This is a genomic window from Turicibacter sp. T129 (genome assembly GCF_025594975.1).
GTDB lineage: Bacteria > Bacillota_I > Bacilli_A > MOL361 > Turicibacteraceae > Turicibacter > Turicibacter bilis.
The window spans coordinates 1-17340 of the sequence record NZ_JAMQUU010000059.1 but is presented as its reverse complement, the minus strand read 5'-3'; the positions used below and the strand labels follow the sequence as shown (position 1 = coordinate 17340).

Here is a 17340-nt window from a genome sequence, read left to right as displayed (position 1 = left end):
TAAAAGCCACTCCATCACTCCTCCTATATTTTTCACATGAGACAATGCTAACATACAGAGGTTAAAGAAAAAGACGGATATTTATCCGCCTCTTATTATGTTATTTTTTTAATAACTCTTTCATTCGATTAAACGTTTCCTCACTAATAACATGTTCAATTCGACAAGCATCTTTATCAGCTAATGATTCATCAATTTGGAGTGTCTTTATTAAAAATTCTTTAATTAAGCAATGACGTTCATAAATCGCAGTTGCTCTTTCATGACCCATTTCAGTTAAGTTAATTTGTCCATTTTTCTCTATCGTAATTAGACCTGCATTTTTCAAAATTCCCATCGCACGACTAATACTTGGTTTTGAAAAATTTAACTCGTTTGCCACATCGATAGAACGAACAGATCCATTTTTTCGGCTTAAAATTAGAATGGTTTCTAAATAATTTTCACCCGACTCTTGTAATTTCATCTACCCACCCTATTTCTTAAAATCTAAATATAGTTAATCTTAACATAGTTTGTTTCGTTTCTTCAACTTTTATACTTTTATTAAATAGCTATTGACATTATTGGATATAAATGTCAAATTAGTAATATGAGTTAGCTTAAGCTAACTTTTTTCTACTGAAGTTGGTAATTGCTAATATTAAAGGGAGGCCATAATGATGCCATTAACAATGGTAGAGATAGGAGAATCAGTTATCATTAAAAAAATTAGTGGGCGTGATGATACCAAACGTTTTCTAGAGAGTCTTGGATTTATTGTTGGAAGTGAAGTGACCATTGTATCTAAGTTTGGACAGAACTTTATTATTAATGTTAAAGATACACGTGTTGCACTCGATCAAACGATGGCAAAACGTATTTTTGTATAAGGGAGAGATATCGAATGAAAACATTAAAAGATGTGAAAATTGGTGAAACAGTCATCGTAAAAAAGCTAAATGGAACAGGACCGCTTAAGCGCCGGATTATGGATATGGGGATTACAAAAGGAGCTACTATTTATATCCGAAAAGTTGCCCCACTTGGGGATCCCATTGAAATAACCGTTCGTGGCTATGAATTATCGCTTCGTAGAGCAGATGCTGAAAATATTATCGTTGAGATTTAAATTTCCATTGGTAATCAACATCATTCACTATGATTAAGGGGGAGTTTACAATGTCTATAACAATTGCTTTAGTCGGAAACCCGAACTGTGGGAAAACGACGATGTTTAATGCTCTGGCCGGGAGTAACAGTAGAGAAAAAAGAAGGGTATTTAAAAGGAAACAAAGAGATTAAAATTGTCGATTTACCAGGGATTTATTCACTTTCTCCATATACTCCGGAAGAAATTATTACTCGTGATTTTTTAATAAATGAACAACCAGATGTCATCTTAAATATCATTGACGCTTCTAATATTGAACGAAACCTTTATTTGACCACGCAATTAATGGAAACCACTATTCCAATGGTCATTGCACTAAACATGATGGATATCGTTACAAAGAATGGAACAAAGATTCATCTTGCCAAACTATCCAAACAATTAGGATGTCGTATCATTGAGACGACAGCTTTAAAACAAAAAGGATTAAACGAGTTAATTGAAGCCGTTGTTTCTGTTAAACAAGCACCTGCGATGCCAACTTTCAGTTCAGATATTGAACGGATGTTGCACGAAATGAAGTCTTTATTATCAGGGGCTGTTCCTGAACCACTTCTTCGCTGGTACAGTATAAAGTTATTTGAGCGTGATACCCGTGTGGTAAAACAATTATCATTACCTGAAAGTGTGAAGGTTAAATTTGAGGAGATGACAATTGCTTGTGAAGAACAGTTTGATGATGATAGCGAAAGTATTATTACGAATGAGCGTTATGAGTATATTAGTCAACTAGTGTCACAGTATGTCAAAAAATCAATGCAAGGTAATTTAACGACTTCAGATAAGATTGACCAATTATTGACTAATCGTTGGCTAGCTCTTCCGATTTTCGCCTTAATTATGTGGGGAATTTATTATATTTCTATCACATCTATTGGTACCTTTGCGACGGACTGGATTAATGATTCGTTCTTTGGTGAATTCATTCAAGGAAATGTCGCAGCTTTCTTAGAAAGTATTCAGACAGCTGATTGGCTAATTGGTCTGATTGTGGATGGAATTATCGGTGGAGTTGGTGCGGTTTTAGGATTTGTTCCACAAATTATGATTTTATTTTTACTGATTTCAATATTAGAAGATTGTGGATATATGGCACGCGTGGCTTTCATTATGGATCGCATGTTTAGAAAATTTGGATTATCGGGAAAATCTTTTATTCCAATGCTCATCGGTTCGGGATGTAGTGTGCCAGCAGTTATGGCAAGCCGTACCATTGAAAATGAAAAGGATCGACGTATGACGATTATGTTAACACCTTTTATTCCCTGTGGAGCAAAATTACCAGTCTTTGCTTTAATGGCAGGTGCATTTTTCCCAACTCAATCTTGGGTAGCTCCTTCGATGTACTTCTTAGGAATTGGGATGGTTATTCTTTCAGGAATTATTTTAAAACAAACGCCGTTATTTGCTGGTGATCCTGCCCCATTTATTATGGAACTTCCACAATATCATGTTCCGAGTTTTAAAAGTGTCTTAATTCATATGTGGGATCGTGCTAAAGCGTTTATTTATAAAGCAGGAACGATTATTTTCGTTGCCTCAGGTGTCGTTTGGTTCTTGCAATCATTTAATTGGTCACTTGAAATGGTTGAAGCGAATGAGAGTATTTTAGCTTCAATCGGTCGTGTCATTGCCCCTATTTTCACTCCTTTAGGATTTGGAAATTGGCAGGCAGCTGTGGCGACTGTAACTGGATTCTTAGCGAAAGAAAATGTCGTTGCAACGTTTGGGGTATTATTTGGTTTAGGTGAGGAAATGACAGAGGAATCAGTCGAGCTACTTGGAAATATGTCAGCTTTATTCACACCCTTAAGTGCTTATTCCTTCATGGCCTTTACGTTACTGGCTGCTCCGTGTTTCGCTGCTATTGGTGCGATTAAACGTGAGATGATGTCTTGGAAATGGACATGGATTGCTATTGGATACCAAACAGGTTTAGCTTATGTTGTAGCTCTTGTGATTTATCAAGGTGGTACTTTTATTCAAACCCATCACATTTCTACAGCTACTATTATCATTACTCTAATCGTTATCATTGCTTTACTATTAGCAATCCGCAAAATCTTACGTAATCAAAAATCAACTAGATGTAACTGTGGATGTTCAGGATGTACAAAGGCGAAAACTTACCATAAATCATAAATTAAAAAAGGAGCTAAAAACATTTAGCTCCTTTTTTTGTACCCTACTATTATAACGATAATATTTTCTTACAAAGAATAAAAAAAAATCACACATGACGTGTGAATTATTATCTTGTTATGGCGGAGGAAGAGGGATTCGAACCCCCGCGACGCTTTCACGCCCTGTCGGTTTTCAAGACCGATCCCTTCAGCCGGACTTGGGTATTCCTCCGTATCAACAATATAGATTATACCGAAATATAATTATATTGTCAATCATTTATCTTAATTTTTTTATTTTTTTAAACCTAAACAATCTGGACGATCTTTTATCTCATGACAGTGACGGCAACGTGGTTCATATGCTTCTTTAGCTCCGACTTGAATAATTGGATCAAAATATGAAGCAGGTTGTCCATTAATTAATCGTTGTGAACGTGTCGCAGATGCCCCACAAACACTACAAATAGAGGTTAACTTAGTCACGAACTCTGCTTTTGTTAATAAAGCTGGCATTGTTCCAAATGGTTCACCACGGAAATCTTTATCAAGGCCTGCAACAATCACACGAATTCCCTTATCTGCTAAGTGATCAACCACTTCAACGATAGTTTCTTCGAAAAATTGCACTTCATCAATTGCAACAGCATATGTATCTTCTTTAATGTAATCTAAAATCTCAATTGGGTGTTTAATCGCGATTGACGGCATTTTCAATCCACTATGTGATACGACTTCATCGTCACTATAGCGATTATCAATAGCTGGTTTGAATAAGCAATATGGACGGCGCGCAAAGTCTAAACGCTTTAAACGACGAATTAGCTCTTCAGTCTTTCCTGCATACATACTACCACAAATTGCTTCTACCCAACCTTCTTGTCGAACATCATACATACTATGAAACCACCTTTCATCCTATCCTACATTTCTCTACGTTTTCTATCAAAATTTGAACAGCTTGATAATTATAACAGATAATTCTTTTAAGATTCAAGCCAACCTTTTAATTTCCAAATTATTTCCCAGATATACAAAAAGCGATAAAATCCTAACTGATTTTATCGCTTTTTCTTATTGACAAGTATATCCTTGTTGGATAGATAAACTATTTGTTTGAGGATTTAAAGTAACATAAGCACCTAGTGGAAGGGTAATTAGTGGGTTACAATGTCCACTTGGAATATTATAGGCAATTGGTTTATGACAAGATGTTAGTGTGCGTTTAAGTAACTTGTCTGTTTCTTTTTTATCATAAACATTGAAGTCACCTAAAATAATTCCCGCTGCATCGTTTAGCTTTCCACTAAATTTGAGTTGCATGAGTAATCGGTCAACCGCATAAACGGGTTCATTAACTTCTTCGATAAATAAAATTTTTCCTCGTGTATCAATTTCATAAGGGGTTCCGAGCGTCGAACAAATAATCGTCAAATTTCCCCCAACTAAAATTCCAGAAGCGGGACAAACGGTTTGATTATAATACGGAACATCAATCATATCAAAAGTTGTCTCTCCCATAATAGTTTCTAAAAAATGATTAGTCGTTGTTTCATTTTTAAGGAGAAGATCTTTTAGCATGGGGCCATGATAGGTGATCAGATGATGGTATTGATTGAAGAAAAGGTGCAAGTAAGTAATATCACTATAACCGATAAATGGTTTCGGATAGTTTTCAAATTTGAAGTTTTTAAAGTATGGAATAATCCGATTACAACCGTATCCGCCCCTCATACAAAGGATAGCATCGACTTCATCATCTGCAAACATCATCATAATATCTTCTGCTCGTTGGCGATCCGATAATCCTGCTAAGTAACCTTTTCGTTCAAAGCAACTGGGAGTGATGATTACATCAAAACCCATTTCTTTTAAAACTTCCTCTCCTTTAAAGACGGTTTCTGCTTCTAATGGTCCTGCCGGTGCAACAATTGCTATTTTCCCTCCCATTTTTAATGGTTTTGGTTCAATCACGCTCTCTTCCCCCCTTATTGTTCTAGTAAATGAAGTGCTGATAAGACTTGTAAACAAACCCCGATTTTAATCGCTTCTTCATCCACATCGAATGTATTCTCATGCAAAGCAGCTTGAATTCCTTTATGAGGATTCGATGTTCCTAAATTATAAAAGCATGATGGAACAGCCTCCGCAAAATACGCAAAATCTTCAACCCCAAGACTTGGATGCTCCATAATAATTACATTGTCTTCTCCAAGTAGCTTCCTTGCGACATGAGCAACAGCATCTGTAATGGCGTGAGCATTAATAAGTGGTGCATAGCCTTCTTCAATACGAACATCTGCACTTCCTCCAAAAGCTTTTGCAGTGTTTTCTGCAACTTCAATGATCCGTTTTTTCATAAAAACACGTGTCGTTTGATCAAGGGTGCGTAATGTTCCTTTAATTGTGACTTGATCACAAACAATATTCCCAGCCGTTCCTCCCTCAATAATCCCCAAACTAAGAACAGCTGTTTCAAATGGAGATAAGTTACGACTAATCAGACTTTGCAATGCCGTAATGACATGTGCCGAAATTAAAATTGCATCGATTCCATCTTGTGGATAGGCTCCATGTGCTTGTTTTCCATTAATGCTTATGATAATGGTGTCACTTGCCGCATGACACTTTCCATAATGAAATCCTACCTCACCCACATTTAAAGTTGGACGAACATGAAGTCCTAATACATGATTGACTTTCGGGTGTTCCAGACATCCTGCTTCAATCATTGGTTTAGCTCCACCTACTGTTTCTTCAGCTGGTTGAAAAAAAAGTTTAACATTCCCTTTAAACTCTTCTTTTAGCTGTTGAAGGATATAAGAAGCCCCTAATAAAATTGTTGTATGAACATCATGTCCACAAGCATGCATTTTTCCTGGTATTAATGAGGCATATAGTGCCCCTGTTTTCTCTTCAATGGGAAGAGCATCCATATCTGCTCGTAACCCAATTGTTTTCTCTCCCGGATTTCCCTCAATTAAGCCAACGATGGCTGTTTCTCCAATAAGTTGGGTTACTTTTATATTCCACTGTTGTAAATAGTCTAAAACTAACGCCGATGTTCGGTATTCCTCTAGACCTAGTTCAGGATGTTGATGTAAGTCGCGACGAATAGCAATGAGTTGTGGATAAATGGTATCGACCATTTCCTTAACTTTTTGATACATCTCTAATCCTCCTATATACTATAAGATAATTCATTATATGAAATCACCTTGTTAAAAAATGTATAGTCAACTCATTATTTTTAAGTGTGGTTAAAAACAAAAAAAGTAGAAAATCTTCAATTAAGATCTTCTACTTTTTGTTTATTTAATTAATAATAAAGCATCTTCTTTTGAAATAGGTTTTGAGAAATAATACCCTTGGATATTATCAATATCCATCTGTTTCAGTATTTCTAATTCCTCTTCATTTTCAACACCTTCTGAAATGACGGGTAATTGTAACGAATGTGCAATATCGATAATCAGTCGGACAAGGCTTTTAAATTCATCTTGCTTCCCCATCCCTTTAATAAAACTACGATCAATTTTCACCTTTGATAAAGGCAAATTAATTAAATAGTTCAATGATGAGTAGCCTGTTCCAAAATCATCAAGTGAAATAGTGATTCCTAAATCTTTTAGTTCACGTATTTTTTTAATATTCTCATTAATATTTTGCATTAAAACAGTCTCTGTAATTTCAATTCCAATATAGTTCGGATTAACATTTGCTTGTTTAATCAGTGATTTAAAATTATCCACAAAGTTATCATTCATAATTTGTAACGCAGAAATATTAATTGAGACAACGATTGGATTTTCTCTATTTTGATTAATTTCGTTAGCAAATTCAAAAGCTTGAAGACAAACATATGCACTAACTTCCTCAATTAATCTTAATTCTTCAATCAAACGAATAATCTCAATGACAGGAATATGTTTATATCTTGGATGATTCCATCTGAATAATGCTTCAAAACCGACTAATTCTTTATCAACTGTATATTGGGGTTGGTAAAATAGATTGATTTCCTTATTTTGAATCGAGTGTCTTAAATCATATTCCATTTGTAAATTAAATAATCGCTCCCGTTCAAGGTCATCTGTATAAATAACATACTGATTTTTTCCTTTTTCTTTTGCTTTATAAACCGCTAAATCCCCTTTTAACAAAATAGTTTCAACATCTCCTGACGAGCATTCATTTCGAACCACCCCAATACTCACTGAAACAATGTTAGCATACTCGCCTCTACTAAATTCTGTTCGCATCTTATTTAATAAAAGATCTAGCTTTTGAGTTAATATCTCATCGCTAATTTGTTCCCAAATAACAACAAATTCATCTCCACCTACACGGGCTACAAAAGCATCGTCACAAATATTAGCGAGTTTTTCTGCAATATGAACTAAAGCTTTATCTCCCACATGATGACCAAAACTATCATTTAACTTTTTAAAGTTATCTAAATCGATAAACAAGACAGTCAATGGAATATTTTTATTCGCTAGATCATTTTCAAGATAATGATATAAACTACGACGATTTTTTAAGCTTGTTAAAAAGTCAGTATAAGCTAATGTTTTAATATGTTCTTGAGTTTGAATGATATCTGTAATATCTTTCATTACCCCAACAATTCCAATCATTTGTTCCTGAATATCAAAGACAGGAGCTTTATAAATTTCTAATGTACGTTCATTTCCCTCACTCATTATTTTTCGAATAAATACTTTGCTCTCAAGGGTATCCATTATTAAATGATCTTCTTCTATACATCCTTCACTTAATGCATGTTCATAACAAGTTCGTCCGATAATTTCATCGCGTGTTAATTGACATAAATTTAGAAAGTTCGTATTCACATCAATATAAATTCCATTCATATCTTTTAAGAAAACAGCAAATGGAATATTTTCTAAAATGATTGAGAGTTTAGTATCTTTATTTCTAAGTTCTGTAATATCTCGAGCAATCCCAATCGTACCAATAACATCTCCCATTTCATCCATAACTGGGGCTTTATAAATATTAAATTGACGATATCCTTTTTTACCAGGAATAATTTCATCAAACATAATTTGTCGACGTTCGTTCATCACAATTAAATCAAATTCACGACAACGATCTCCGATTTGCCCATCCCAAACGAATTGATCGTCTCGACCATGAATAGTTTCATCATCTTTTCCCGAATGTTCTCTAAATTCACGATTCACGGTAATATAGTGACTTTCTTTATCTTTGAACCACGCCATATACGGATTATTATTTAATAACGCATCAAATTGTAACTCTTTATTTTTTGACATTTTAAATGCGTCAATTAAATTTAAGTTATTTTGAATTCTTAACTTTAACATTTCTTTTGTATAAGGTTTCACAATATAATCAGAAATTCCTGCCTCAATACAGTCATTTAACTTTTGCATGAATTCTTGATTAATGCACATTAAAATCGGAATATTCTGATTCATTTGATGTCTAATTTGACGAATCATTTCGATCGAATCATCTAACTCACTATTATCTATAATGATAAAATCATATTCCTTTACGTCATGATTTCGAATATTCTGATAGGTTTTACAATTTAAACTAATTTGTTCTTGATGTTCAATAAACAAATCATCTAACATTCTCTCTATTTCATTGGTTTTACTTAAAATTAAAAACCTAATTTTTTTATACTCCATACCTCTTCCTCTTCTTTATTAATCTTAGTATCTATTATAAACAAAATCAGAGTTAAAGAGAATGTTTCATAAAAAAAACCATAAAAAAAGACAGAACTTTTATTCTGTCTGATTTGCGATTATTTCGAAGTATAGTATAAAATTGCATCGCATAAAAATTGAGTTGCACCCGTTTCAACTGCATCATCATAATATGCGGTAAAACGTTCATCAGATACATACATTTGAGCTAGTCCAGCATGAGCTTCCCGACTATAACTTGGCCATGTATAGCCTAGCCATTGATGATGTAATTTTGCGACTTCTTGTGCTAATTCACCTTGAGGATTATTTGTCTTCATAGCTATTGCTAATTTTTCTAAAATTTGTTGTCCTAATTCATTCATCTGATTAAATTCTTCTTCGCTTAAATTGGCGAATTGTTTGTTAGAACGGTTAATTTTTTCATCTCCATATTTTTTACGAATTTCTTTTCCGTATTTTTGTTCATTTTCCTTAATCAATTGTTGTTTTAATCCTTGGAATTTTTCTTTGTTTGTCATTGGTTTCTCTCCTTTTTTCATGGCAATCGTTGATTGAACATTGTGAATAAGTAAATCAATTTGTGCACGTTTTTCAAGGAGTTTTTGATAATGATCATTTAAAGCATCTAGCTCATCATACGATGGATTTAAAAGAAGCTGTTTAATTTCATCGATTCCAACCTCGAGCGCTCGATAAAAGAGAATTTGTTGCAGACGATCGACTTCTTTTTGACTATAAATACGATAGCCTGATGAATTAATCCGAGCTGGTTTTAAGATTCCAACTTCATCATAATAACGCAAAGTTCTTGTGCTAACGCCAGCCAAATGAGCTAACTTTTGAATCGTATATTCCATGGTCATCCCTCCTTGTAGATTTATCATAATCGTTAACGTAACGTAAAGGTCAATAAATGATTTTAAATTTCACAAAAAAACTGTCTTTATTAAAAAGACAGCTCTTTCCTATTATGCTAAAACACTTAATAGTTCATTGATAATATCATCTAATAATTCACTTAATTGGAAAATTTCCTCTTTCTTAATGTCTTGAATATGAATACCACAACTAACGACAATGACTTTGTTTAACTGTTTGGTTAATTGACGAGCCACTCTTAATGCAAACTCATCTTCTTTGTGCCCAGGTACCGTCATTAATGAGACCGATGATGTCTGAGTAAGTGGATCATGAGGTAAAGTGATAGGAATTCCTAAAGCAACAGCTCCAATATGTGGTTCATCTCCGCCAAAGATACATATATTCAAATCATTGCCTATTTCTTGAATCTTAACACTGATTTTATGCTGATGAAATAACTTTGATAACTGCATCAATTTCAATCTCCTTTTTCTAAGCATTTATTGTTTTTTCCATTTACAAAATCGATTCTCTAATAAATCAATAATAATAAATAAAGAAACTCCTATAAGACTAAGTATCAGAATACCTGAATACATATCAATGTAATTAATTCGTGACCAAGCATCTTGAATAAAATAGCCCATTCCCTGCTTTGTCCCATAAGCCTCCACAAAAAATAAAACAGATAGGGCGGTTCCAAGTGTGACGCGAATGCTCGTTAAGAGTTCTGTTAAAATCGCGGGAAAGGTCACATGATAAAACAATTGTAATGAGCTGGCTCCTAAGCTAATAAGTGAGTGATAGTTTTCTTTTGAAACATTAATGACCGCATCACGAACTGAGACAATCATTTGAAAAACGGTAATTAAAACAATAATCATAATTTTCGAGTTATCCCCAAGTCCATAAATGGTCATAACGACTGGTAACAAAGCTGTTTTAGGAACAGGATAAACAAAATAGACAAGTGGGTTGAATAGTTTATTCATACTCGGAAAATATCCCATTAACAACCCAATGATCGTTCCAATCAGAAAAGAAATGAACATTCCTAGAAATAAACGATATAAACTCGCAATAATATGAACCTCAAATCCATTTTGTAACAAAGTAGGTAAATGTACGTAAATTTTATCGGGTGTCGGTAACACGCGAGAATTCATGATCAACGCTAATAGATACCAAATAAAATTGAACAAAATAAACCCTTTAGCTAAATTCCACATTTTTTTAAAAATCATGACTCTTCTATCCACCCTTTCTTAATCAGTTGCTTTAAATGAGCATATAGGTGTGGATAATCTGAATGATTACGATAGTCCGTTAAATGAAATAGCGGATTATCTATGATTTTAACAATCTGACCCGGGTTATTAGATAAAACCATAATTTTTTTTCCCATATATAACGCCTCATCAATGCTATGAGTAACGAAGAACGTATTAATTTTAGATTCGCTCCAAACATCTAAAAAGAGTTGTTGTGCTTCTTCTTTAATGATTGCATCTAATGCTGAAAAAGCTTCATCCATCAAAAGAAGATCAGGCTCCATTAAATAACTCCTAACAATCGCAACACGTTGTTTTTGTCCACCACTCAATTCATGAGGATATCTCTTTTTTAAATGATCAATATTAAGACGTCTCATCATCTGATCCATTTTTTCTAGTGTAGAAGAAGTGATTTTCTCTTTTTTTATCTTAAATGAAAGTAGACAGTTCTCTTGTACTGTTTTCCACGGTAAAAGTCCAAAGTTTTGTGGAATTAAGCCGATTTTATGCGAATGAGGGTTAAGTACCTCCTGATTTAGGAGGACTTCACCCTCATGAGTCGTTATAATCCCAGATAAAACTTTAAGTAAGGTTGACTTTCCACAACCTGATGGACCAATAATCGCACAAATTTCATCACGATTCATGGTGAAATCAAGCTGATTTAGAACTTGAGTCGTTCCCTCTTTACCTTGATAGAAAACAGATAAATTTTTTATCTGTATCATACAGGTTCTCCTTCATCTAGTTATTTTGTCGCAACGTTATTTAAGACATCTTTTGCTGTAATATCTTTTGTTAATAACCCTTTTGCTGTTGCCCAATCAAATACTTTCTGAACCTTTTCTACATCTGGTAAGTAGTTATGTTTGAATTTTGGCAAAATGATGTTTCCACGAGTTTCTTCAGAATAACCAACTGTTTTAATGACAGCATCTTCATACTCGCTAATGTCTGTTGAATTAATATAATCTACAGCTTTATTATAAGCATTATAGAATCCTTGAATAGCTTGTGGATATTGTTCAATGACACTGTTTAAAAATGCAGTTACTGAAATCATGATATCTGTATTGTGAATTGTTTCAATTTCAACTGCACCATCGGCAATCGCTGTTTCATTAAATGGTGCTGGTAAGATAGCGGCATCAATTTGATTATTTCTTAATGCTTCTAAACGTGCTGGCATGGCAGGAATCGCGACTTTTTCAAAATCTTCTGCTGCAATTCCATTTAATGTAGTAATATCATCTGCTAAATATTCAATCATTGTGTTTTCAGAGATTCCGATTTTTTTACCTTTTAAATCTTCTAATGAGTGAATGTTTGATTGCTCTGTCGCTACTAATGTCCAGTATCCATTTGTTGCACCCGTAATTTGCATATCCATATCTGAGTTTTGATAAATTGCAATCGCTGTTTCATCTGCTAATACACCATCTAATTGCCCTGCCTGTAATGCCGCATCGCGGTCTTTAGCTGCGTTAAATAACTCTAAATTAACCTTAATTCCTTCTTCTTCAAAATAGCCATTTTCTTGTGCAATAACGAATGGAATCGTATCGATAGACCCCATAGCCCCAAAATTCAAAGTTACCGCTTCTCCTTCTTGTGAAGTTGATGCTCCTTCTGACTTATCTGATTGACATGCCGTTAATGTTAAACCAGCAGCCACAGCTAATGTTGTAACCAATAAATTTTTAATCTTCATATTTTGTATCCTCCCATTTCTTAAATAATTCATGTTCGATTTTTAAATAACTTAAAATTTTTCCGACAACGAAGTTAATGAGATCATCCATCGTTTGTGGATGATGATAAAAACCAGGCATTGCAGGAATAATTGTTGCACCTACCTTTGATAGGCGGCACATATTTTCTAAATGAATCGTATTTAGAGGTGTTTCTCTCGGAACAATAATTAATGGACGTGATTCTTTTAAGGCGACATCCGCCGCACGACATAATAAGTTCGATGATAACCCATGACTAATTTCAGCCATTGTTCCCATCGAACAAGGTAAAATAATCACCGCATCAAAACCATATGACCCACTAGCCACACCAGCAAATAAGTTATGATTATCTTCTAATTTCACATTAGAGTACTGTTGTTGCATTTCAGTAATCCAACTTTCTAAATTTAAAGAAAGTTCATAGTTAAAGACTTTTTTTCCTGTATCTGTAGCAATGACATGAACTAAAATTCCTTGCTCTACTAATACCTCTATCATACGCTTCGCGTAAATACTTCCACTTGCTCCTGTAATTCCAACAACAATTTTTTTCATGATGTCTCTCCTAAATTAAACAATCTAATACACCCGTGATTAAAAAGACAATACTAATCACCTGATTAATACTATAAGAAGCTACTTTTACATTTTTTAAATTATCTGGTGCTACTAATTTATGTTGGATGATAAATAAAACAATATTAATCGTTAATCCAGCAAAATAAATGATTCCTAGATCCGGTGATAAGAGACCAATCATAATTAAGAAAGCAACCGCTAAGATATGAAAGGCGGATGAAATATGTAAGGCATTTTTGACTCCAAATCGTGCTGGAATCGAATGAATGCCATTTTTAACATCAAAATCGTAATCTTGTGCACCATAAATAATATCAAATCCCGCTACCCATAGCGTATTGGCAGCCCCCATTAAAAGAGGAATCCACGAAATAGTTCCAGTTACAGCTAACCATGCTCCAACAGGTGCTGCTGCAGAAGTTACACCTAAGACTAAATGACATAGCCAAGTAAATCGCTTCGTGTATGAATAAATCGTCATTAAAAAGAGCGCAATTGGGGATAAAATTAGACAAATCGTATTTAACTGCGCTGCTGCGAACACCATGATGACAAAGCAAATCACAACAAAAATGATGACTTCCTTTTTATTCATTAATCCTTGCGGAATCTGGCGGGTTGCTGTACGAGGGTTTTTTGCATCAATTTCAGCATCAATGACACGATTTAAGGCATTTGCTCCTGTACGAGCTGAAAGAAAGGCAATTAAAACCCAAAAGATTGTTTTAAAACTCAAATGCCCTTGCCCAGCTAATAACATGGAAATAAGAGCAAAGGATAATGAAAAAATCGTATGTGAGAACATGACTAAAATTCCATAGTCATTAACTTTTTTATAAATCTTTTTAGTTAATTCCATACTCGCTCCATCTCCTTGTAACTTTTTCTTTAATTTCATCAGACATAACAATATCATTTGGCCATTGACGAGGATGCTGATCTAAGGCTGTCTTTTTCGTTGCATCAATTCCAACTCGATGACCAAAGTTTTGATCTGACACTTCAACAATTTCTAAATCTCGTTTAGCATCGATATTATTAAAGACTTTCCATGCCACTTTAGAGGTATCTTTTGCATCGACGTCTTCATCTACGACAATTAAGAATTTGTTAAACGCCATTTCTTCTTGATTCCATAGTTCATGCATTAAGTTTTGGACATCTCCTGACTGTTGTTTTTTCATAGAAACAATTAAGCATCCTTGAAGGACTCCCTGTAAAGGATAATCAAAACTTTGAATTTGAGGATGAGTTTCAAGATAAGAAGTGAAATCTTTCTGCTCAGCTATCTTCCACTCCACCATCTTGCCTTCTACTTCAAATTTTCGTGTAGCATCAACACCTAATCGATAACCATAATGATCGGTCGCTGATGAGTGGTCTAATGCATCTAATGGGCCTTGTGAGAAGACTAAATCTTCTTTAAGATCTAAAGTTTTAAAGATGTGATTTGCGACCATTTTCGTATCATGAGGGTTAATGTCTTCATCCACAACAATGATCATTTTAGCATACATCATCTGTCCCATCCCCCATAGAGAATTCATTACTTTCTTTCCATGACCAGGGAATCGCTTTTTAATAGAGACGATGACGCAGTTATGAAAGACACCTTCAAAGGGTAGAGAGTAATCCACAATCTCAGGATAAATCATTTTTAAAAGCGGTAAAAATGCTCGCTCAGTTGCTTTGCTCATATAACAATCTTCCATCGGTGGTCGTCCAACAATTGTTGCTGGATAAATCGCATCTTTTTTGTGTGTGATACACGTGACATGAAAAGCTGGATACATGTCAGCTAATGAATAATAGCCCGTGTGATCGCCAAATGGCCCTTCTAATCGTAACGCTTCATTGACATCAACATATCCTTCAAGAATAAATTCTGCATCGGCTGGAACATAGATATCATTCGTAATCGATTTAACCATTTTGACTGGACGTTTTCGTAAATAACCTGCAAACATCATTTCATCAATCATTTTAGGTAATGGAGCAATTGCCGAGAAGATAATAGCTGGATCACAACCAATCGCTACTGAAACTGGCATTTTCCCACCTAACTGGCGATATTTATCATAAATTTCGCGGCCATCTTTATGCCAATGCCAATGCATACCTGTCGTATTTTTGTCAAAAATCTGCATCCTGTACATTCCTGTATTTTGAACTCCAGTGTCTGGATCCTTCGTCATGACTAATGGTAAGGTAAAAAATCGTCCTCCATCTTCAGGCCAACATTTTAAAACCGGTAAGGTTGAGAGATCTGGATGATGTTCAATGACTTCTTGGCAAGCCCCTTTCATCGGTAATTTCCAAGGAAAAACAGCTAAAAGTCTCATCAAATTTGGAATTGACCGAATCAGACTCGGAATCTTTATATAATTTTGCATATTAATTAAGTTGGCAATATCTCGCTCTAAATCATCTAGCTCATTTACACCAAGTGCCCAACTCATTCGATCATCACTTCCCATCGAATTAATTAAAACAGGATAGTTTGATCCTTTTACATTTTCAAATAACAATGCAGGTCCGTACTGTTTTGAAATTCGATCTGTAATTTCTGTAATTTCTAATTCTGCATCGACCTCTGCTGTAACCCTGACTAATTCTCCTCTTTTTTCTAAGAGGTTCATAAACGATCGAATATCTTTAAATGCCATTATTTCCTCCTCAAACTTTTATTAATTCTTCTCTTGAAACTTTTATTTTTTCTCTCCTTTTCAAAAGAAAAAACATAGTTCAAATAGTTCATTTTTTCACCACAAACTCTATTATAAAATCTCTTGTATCAAAATTTCTACATTTTATTACAAATTATAATAAGTAGTTTTTAAATAATGGATTTTTTTGTGTAATATTCTCGATAGATTCTAATAGAATCATAACTAACGAATTATTTTGTCGAACTCTGTATAACGTATTTCAAATTGAAAGCGAAACTAAATTCCAACATCCCTCTATCAAAGATAATTATTTTTCTTCATCATAAACATCTATCATTGGCTACTATAAAGAACATTAGATGAATTTAATTTATTTTTATCTATATACATGGCGAAAAGCTTTTAACATGATTTGAAAGAACTCTTATCATAGAGATTGCTTTGATATAAGTTCCTTTCAGAATCTTTTTACTATAGCTAGTATATAAGAAAAACCATCAATTAGATTTCGCCATATATAGAATATAAAAAAGAAGAAATTGACTTAACACAATTTCTTCCTACTATTTATAGTTAGTCTACCAATCAGCTTTATGTTGAGATGATTCCCTTACTCACTCTGAGTCATTAATTCAATTCGAATTAATAATTCACTCAAATGATCTTCGGTAACATTATAAAAACACCCTTCTTCATCTCGATAAAACCATGGTGAATTTAAATCATCTACATAGGCAATTCTATCGTATAGATGGTTCCAATGCATCAATTCTCCCTTTGATTCACGTAAAATCAAATCTTGAAGACGTTGTTGTGACCATAAATATTCAGAAACAACTCGCTCTATTTTCTTTGATCCATCGATTACTCCATGAATAGCATCTTCCAACTTATTCTCTTTAATTAGCCTCTGGATATCTCTCATCATATTTAACACCATTTACTTCCTTTCCATTATTATTGATCAGATTTTCATTCTATTGTTTTCTCATCATCTATGAAGTAAGTAAAAGTCAAAATCAGCAATACATAAGATAGTCCTAGTTTGAACATTTTTCAACTAAATATTCCCTAATACAGGATATTTTTGTTCTTTTTTCTAATCATTGATTTAAACAAATAGAGCTTTTGGCCTATGCCAAAGCTCTTTCTCTCTCTGTTTTTAAATCAGTTTATGTTAATTATTAAAATCTCCTCAGGTTGTTAAATTAAAATAAATCGAGTAGGAGATAAT

The 17340-nt window shown here is 34.0% G+C and carries 17 protein-coding genes, 1 tRNA gene and 1 pseudogene; 4 read left to right on the top strand and 15 right to left on the bottom strand.

The window, feature by feature from the left end:
- Window positions 1-100: 100 nt before the first annotated feature.
- Window positions 101-466, bottom strand: a complete 366-nt coding sequence (locus NEH75_RS10505; RefSeq protein WP_055305724.1) for a metal-dependent transcriptional regulator — start codon at window positions 464-466, stop codon at window positions 101-103.
- Window positions 467-662: 196 nt separating this feature from the next.
- Between NEH75_RS10505 and NEH75_RS10500 the strand changes: the two genes are divergently transcribed.
- The 4 genes and pseudogenes from NEH75_RS10500 (at window position 663) to NEH75_RS13645 (ending at window position 3295) form a co-directional block, all read left to right on the top strand.
- Window positions 663-872, top strand: a complete 210-nt coding sequence (locus NEH75_RS10500) for a ferrous iron transport protein A (protein WP_055244327.1) — start codon at window positions 663-665, stop codon at window positions 870-872.
- A 14-nt stretch (window positions 873-886) separates the two neighbouring features.
- Complete coding sequence (locus tag NEH75_RS10495; RefSeq protein ID WP_055244329.1) at window positions 887-1111, top strand: ferrous iron transport protein A; 225 nt, start codon at window positions 887-889, stop codon at window positions 1109-1111.
- A 29-nt stretch (window positions 1112-1140) separates the two neighbouring features.
- Window positions 1141-2989 (top strand): annotated as a pseudogene (gene feoB, locus NEH75_RS10490) (ferrous iron transport protein B); the annotation flags it as partial.
- Window positions 2981-3295: a FeoB-associated Cys-rich membrane protein gene (locus NEH75_RS13645; RefSeq protein ID WP_411040524.1), complete on the top strand. Its 315-nt coding sequence runs from the start codon at window positions 2981-2983 to the stop codon at window positions 3293-3295. The pseudogene feoB and the gene NEH75_RS13645, both read left to right, overlap by 9 nt.
- Before the next feature lie 120 nt (window positions 3296-3415).
- On the opposite strand, the gene NEH75_RS10485 is transcribed toward NEH75_RS13645, so the two are convergent.
- The 14 genes from NEH75_RS10485 to NEH75_RS10420 all read right to left on the bottom strand — a co-directional run bounded on the left by NEH75_RS10485 (window position 3416) and on the right by NEH75_RS10420 (window position 17031).
- Window positions 3416-3508, bottom strand: a tRNA-Ser gene (locus tag NEH75_RS10485).
- Window positions 3509-3570: 62 nt separating this feature from the next.
- Window positions 3571-4173, bottom strand: a complete 603-nt coding sequence (locus tag NEH75_RS10480) for a thymidine kinase (protein WP_055305723.1) — start codon at window positions 4171-4173, stop codon at window positions 3571-3573.
- Window positions 4174-4350: 177 nt separating this feature from the next.
- Entirely contained in the window at window positions 4351-5250 is a 900-nt protein-coding gene (locus NEH75_RS10475; protein WP_238581300.1) for an LD-carboxypeptidase, read from the bottom strand.
- 14 nt (window positions 5251-5264) lie between these two features.
- Window positions 5265-6446 (bottom strand): M20 family metallopeptidase, encoded by a 1182-nt coding sequence (locus NEH75_RS10470; protein ID WP_055275246.1) that lies wholly within the window; start codon window positions 6444-6446, stop codon window positions 5265-5267.
- 141 nt (window positions 6447-6587) lie between these two features.
- Window positions 6588-8963: an EAL domain-containing protein gene (locus NEH75_RS10465; RefSeq protein ID WP_055305722.1), complete on the bottom strand. Its 2376-nt coding sequence runs from the start codon at window positions 8961-8963 to the stop codon at window positions 6588-6590.
- Between the two features lie 119 nt (window positions 8964-9082).
- Window positions 9083-9844: a MerR family transcriptional regulator gene (locus NEH75_RS10460; protein ID WP_055305721.1), complete on the bottom strand. Its 762-nt coding sequence runs from the start codon at window positions 9842-9844 to the stop codon at window positions 9083-9085.
- 111 nt (window positions 9845-9955) lie between these two features.
- The gene (locus tag NEH75_RS10455) at window positions 9956-10321 is read right to left on the bottom strand and encodes a proteasome assembly chaperone 4 family protein (RefSeq protein WP_070099801.1); all 366 of its coding nucleotides are present in this window, start codon (window positions 10319-10321) and stop codon (window positions 9956-9958) included.
- A 27-nt stretch (window positions 10322-10348) separates the two neighbouring features.
- A complete protein-coding gene (locus tag NEH75_RS10450; protein ID WP_055244784.1) occupies window positions 10349-11092 on the bottom strand; it encodes an ABC transporter permease in 744 nt (247 codons plus the stop codon).
- Window positions 11089-11850, bottom strand: a complete 762-nt coding sequence (locus NEH75_RS10445; protein WP_055244786.1) for an ABC transporter ATP-binding protein — start codon at window positions 11848-11850, stop codon at window positions 11089-11091. The genes NEH75_RS10450 and NEH75_RS10445 overlap by 4 nt, the downstream gene beginning before the upstream one ends.
- A 20-nt stretch (window positions 11851-11870) precedes the next feature.
- Window positions 11871-12833, bottom strand: coding sequence for an ABC transporter substrate-binding protein (locus NEH75_RS10440; RefSeq protein ID WP_055244788.1), 963 nt, complete (start codon window positions 12831-12833; stop codon window positions 11871-11873).
- A complete protein-coding gene (locus NEH75_RS10435) occupies window positions 12823-13413 on the bottom strand; it encodes a UbiX family flavin prenyltransferase (protein WP_055305719.1) in 591 nt (196 codons plus the stop codon). Before NEH75_RS10435 ends, NEH75_RS10440 begins: the two co-directional genes overlap by 11 nt.
- A gap of 10 nt (window positions 13414-13423) precedes the next feature.
- Window positions 13424-14296 carry a UbiA-like polyprenyltransferase gene (locus NEH75_RS10430; RefSeq protein WP_055305718.1) on the bottom strand — a complete coding sequence of 291 codons (873 nt, stop codon included), beginning with the start codon at window positions 14294-14296 and terminating at the stop codon, window positions 13424-13426.
- The gene (locus NEH75_RS10425) at window positions 14283-16103 is read right to left on the bottom strand and encodes a menaquinone biosynthesis decarboxylase (RefSeq protein ID WP_262941286.1); all 1821 of its coding nucleotides are present in this window, start codon (window positions 16101-16103) and stop codon (window positions 14283-14285) included. Before NEH75_RS10425 ends, NEH75_RS10430 begins: the two co-directional genes overlap by 14 nt.
- 613 nt (window positions 16104-16716) lie before the next feature.
- On the bottom strand, window positions 16717-17031 hold the full coding sequence (locus tag NEH75_RS10420; RefSeq protein ID WP_070099803.1) for a hypothetical protein: 315 nt from the start codon (window positions 17029-17031) through the stop codon (window positions 16717-16719).
- Between the last annotated feature and the right edge of the window lie 309 nt (window positions 17032-17340).